This is a genomic window from Asticcacaulis sp. (genome assembly GCF_027484505.1).
Lineage (GTDB): Bacteria > Pseudomonadota > Alphaproteobacteria > Caulobacterales > Caulobacteraceae > Asticcacaulis.
In genome coordinates, this window is the sequence record NZ_JAIXSV010000146.1 from 1 (window position 1) to 3,845 (window position 3,845).

Here is a 3,845-nt window from a genome sequence, read left to right on the forward strand (position 1 = left end):
GACGATAATGTCGTGAAGGTTGAGGTGAAGTGAGCATGGACGGGCGGACGAGGGCACCGGTGGGTGCCCTCGTCCGGCCGGGCAGAGAGCAGCACCGGTTCCCCTCTCCCACCCCTCACACCCGCCACCGCCGTTTCACACCGTCACCACCGCCGTCGCCTCTTTTCGACCCGCCTCTACCGTCTTCCCGGCGAAAGCCGGGACCCAGCGTAAGGCGCGGTCAGCGCCGATATGAATCAAACGGGGCGCGGTCTGTAATGTGCGCAAAACAAACTTGACCCGCTCTCCTCACCCGGATGGAATGAAAAGAGCAACGGCCAGTCGATGTCTTGCGGAGGTTAAGATGCGCAGTTTCCCCCTACGCATTCCCGACGATCTGAAAGCCGAAGCCACTCGTCTGGCCGATCGGGCGGGCGTCAGCCTGAACCAGTATGTGGCCACCGCCCTGGCATCCCGCGTTGGCGAACAGGTGGAGGCCGAGTGTTACTTAACCGCCCGCGCTGTTCCCGGTCGCGCCAAGGAAATCCTCGCCCGCTCCGGTATCGGCAACCCACCACGGGACGATGACCGGGTGGAGTGAGGCTGACCTGCCACCCGCCCACACCGGTCACGCGGCGTAACGGCGAGAGCCAAGACCCAAGGACCAACGGCGGGACCTTTCGGGTGTCGGTTTCGGGGCCGGAAGCGGACGGGCTGGAATGTTCGGAATGCTATTCCGAACATTCCAGCCCGATAGCACTGAACCTACACAGCTAGATGCATCAATTATATCTATGCGGTTTTGGCCTGCGCATATTTCATATCACCTCAGGGGGTAAGCCACAATTTCTAACTCATATTGATTAGAGGGATTACCATGGCCGACATGGTTGTCAGAATGTCAGGTTATGCTGTCCTGTTGGGTTAGCAGTCCGATAGAACCTAAATTTGGCAATTCTTTAAATCAAGACTCTGTGATTCTTCTATATTTTCCATGGATGGCGTTGTATCATTTTTTTGCGAGTAGAAAATTCGAATTTTCCTAGCGAAATATTATAGTATTAGTGAATTTTCGTAACAAACGAAAGATCCCTACCAGATCGGAGCTTAAGCGCTGGAGCGATCTGCTCCAGTGCCAGACGGATGGACGCCGACGTCGATGAATAATGGAAAGCGGGCACCGGTACTCGGCGATCACAAGCGGGTCAAATCGAAACTTGTGACGCCGTTTAACAGTGCGTTCGGACAGATGCGCGAAGTGTCTTGGATCAACATGATGATCCCGGAGTTGCTGTGGATTGCGCTCGTGCAGGATGCTTGGGGTCCGCGTCACGGCGTGGAGATTATAACAGCCTTCACACGCGACGTACGCGCAAGTGATCCGGGACGCAAGCACACGATCTGGGCAGCGGCAGGAAAGTTTGCATCGCTACCATTCGGCGAACTTTCAAAGATCGTGGCCGGGCGCCCTTATTGCGAAGACCTGTGCGCATCGCTGATGCCACTCCATACGCACTATCCTGACCATCCAATGCGCGAACTGATGCCCAATAGTGGAACTCAGTCGATGCGGGATTTATATGAATTTAAAGAAATTGTTGGTGATTTGATCAATCGCAGATCGACAATGGCGACGTTAACGCAGGCTACAGCGACTTGGCTTGCATTTGATTCTGACTGCCTAAAAGTCTCGCCGGGTTTGGCGCTCGCAGACCTCCCCCGTATCGAAGACTATCCTAATACAGAGCAGTCGCAGCGAATTGCCGCATCCATTAGGGCGACGCTCAACCTGATGTTCGGCGAAATCGACCTAATGGCTTCGGGGACCGGCTGGCCAGTCGCCTTCTGGAACCGGGGCCTGGAGATTGAACCATGCGAGGATTGAGATGACCAATGAGCATGCAGATAGCGAAAGCGACGAAGGCATTGATCTCTGGACGCTCATCCAGAGCTATTGCTTGGGTGTTGACCGCGAACTTGTGGCACGCCTAGTTGCATGGCCACCTGACTTCGCGCAGATTCATGTTCACGAAGTGATCGGAGGCATGCTGGCACGTCAAGCAACGCTCACTAAAGATATAGCACACGCACCTTCACTGTGGACTGGGCACAGTGCACCGATCTTATTGCGCGCAATGGCTGACGCCTACATCAACATATCATGGCTGTTGCTCGATCCTGTGGAACGGTGCTCTAAGTTTATTCTGTTTGGGCTGGGGCAGGCTAAGCTGGAGTTGGAGCACCGCCGCACGCAGATCGGAACTCGCGAGCCCACGGCCCCCGAGGCTGCCATATTGGAGGCTGCAGAACAATGGATTGACCGCCAGCGGATAAACTGGCTGCTCGATGTCGATTTAGGGAAATGGTCGAGCCTAACCGTACGTCAGATGGCGGAGGAGGCTGGCTGTATTGATTTCTATAACTATGTTTACATGCCGTTTAGCGCTTGTGCGCACTCAATGTGGCACCACGTTGCGCGCTACGATTTGGTAGAATGCAACAATCCGCTACATAGGCATCATCGCCGCCCGATCAGTGAAGCAAGGGCTCCCGACATTAATTACTGGACGTTAGCAGCAAAATATTGGAGTAAGACGCTCGGCACCTTCGATAAAGCATTCATGCTCAATATCGCAGAGCCGTCGTCCTATGAATCACTGGTTAGTGCCGTCACCAATAGTGTTGATCACGATCCATACTGACACGCGGATTAACGATCACGTTGAGATCAAAAGTCAATTTTGGGGAACCTGTCTTGTGACGTCCGCTTCTGAGAGTCGCCGTTGCAATTCTAAACGTAAAAAATGGGGCGCAAAGCGGAAACCACTTCCCACCCCCACACGCCGCCCCGCCCTCCTCGCTGCCGCCCTGCTTGCCGGCACCCTGCTGGGGGTTAACGCACCCGCGCCGGCGGCGGAGCGGGAGGCGGGGGAAGGGGTTTTGTGTATCTGGGGTATCGCGGCGACGATTGCAGAGGTGGGCAAACATTGTCCCGTTTCGGACGACCCGGCATTTCAGGCTGCGCTTGAGGAGAGTGTCGCCGTCATGGATCGCTATGTCGCGGTGAATGGCGGGTTGGATGATGCCGGGATCACCGCGTTCAAGCGGAATCATGCCAAGATGGGTGCCGATCCCGCCAAACTTTGCAGGCCGGCTTTGATGCGGATGTGGGAGAATTTTCGGGCCCAGGGGGCGGCGGCCTTGCAACAAGAGGTGGCCAAGGCGGTGGAGCGGCCGGGTACGCCGACATTTGGTGACTGTCTGTAGCTGGTCACCGGTCCCGCTGCCTAACCCCTGTTCAGCATCTTGCCACGTCACGTCACGGTCGGGCATGGGGCCCCTGGGTCCCGGCTTGTCGCCGGGATGACGGTAGAAGAAGCGGAAGGGGCCGTGCTCCTTCCTTCGTCGGACCTGCCCACACCTGACTTTGCACGTTCGGGCCTTGGCGCCGGGATGACGAAGGGGGTGGTGACGGATCGGGGGCCGCGTGCCGACCGCTGACTTTTCCCTGTACCCGTGCTAAACTCATGGCCTCAACCCCCTTGCTTTGTCCGCATGCCGGCACCGGCCCTCACCGCCGTGCGCGGGCGGAATGGCCATCGCGTTCCCTCTGAAACACGGGCGTGTTGCGTGTTTCACAGCGTTGCACAGGCGCCGGGGTGCCACCGTCGCCGTTACCGCTTCCCCTCTGGAACAGGGGCCCTTGCGATGTTCAACAATGTTGCACAGACCCCGCTCCGCCCCGTCCTGCGGGGCAAAAAGAACACAACCGGTAAAACCGTAGCGAGCGCTCACACAGCCTCTGGTCAAACCTTACTGATCTGTTAATCTCAATCTCGCGGATGCGAAACGAAGCCATTGTCGGC

The 3,845-nt window shown here is 56.9% G+C and carries 4 protein-coding genes; all 4 read left to right on the forward strand.

Translation table 11 applies throughout. The annotated features are described in order from the left end of the window. Positions 1-343 precede the first annotated feature (343 nt). Positions 344-580: a toxin-antitoxin system HicB family antitoxin gene (locus Q0072_RS09565; RefSeq protein WP_298329011.1), complete on the forward strand. Its 237-nt coding sequence runs from the start codon at positions 344-346 to the stop codon at positions 578-580. Between the two features lie 558 nt (positions 581-1,138). Then, positions 1,139-1,864 carry a hypothetical protein gene (locus tag Q0072_RS09570; RefSeq protein ID WP_298329015.1) on the forward strand — a complete coding sequence of 242 codons (726 nt, stop codon included), beginning with the start codon at positions 1,139-1,141 and terminating at the stop codon, positions 1,862-1,864. 1 nt (position 1,865) lies between these two features. Then, the gene (locus Q0072_RS09575; RefSeq protein ID WP_298329018.1) at positions 1,866-2,681 is read left to right on the forward strand and encodes a DUF5677 domain-containing protein; all 816 of its coding nucleotides are present in this window, start codon (positions 1,866-1,868) and stop codon (positions 2,679-2,681) included. Between the two features lie 343 nt (positions 2,682-3,024). After that, on the forward strand, positions 3,025-3,246 hold the full coding sequence (locus Q0072_RS09580) for a hypothetical protein (protein ID WP_298329021.1): 222 nt from the start codon (positions 3,025-3,027) through the stop codon (positions 3,244-3,246). Positions 3,247-3,845 lie beyond the last annotated feature (599 nt).

What these genes read in the sequence shown, in the direction of transcription:
- Q0072_RS09565 (WP_298329011.1), top strand. Translation starts at nt 344, where the DNA reads ATGCGCAGTTTCCCCCTACGCATTCCCGACGATCTGAAAGCCGAAGCC.
- Q0072_RS09570 (WP_298329015.1), top strand. Translation starts at nt 1,139, where the DNA reads ATGAATAATGGAAAGCGGGCACCGGTACTCGGCGATCACAAGCGGGTC.
- Q0072_RS09575 (WP_298329018.1), top strand. Translation starts at nt 1,866, where the DNA reads ATGACCAATGAGCATGCAGATAGCGAAAGCGACGAAGGCATTGATCTC.
- Q0072_RS09580 (WP_298329021.1), top strand. Translation starts at nt 3,025, where the DNA reads ATGGATCGCTATGTCGCGGTGAATGGCGGGTTGGATGATGCCGGGATC.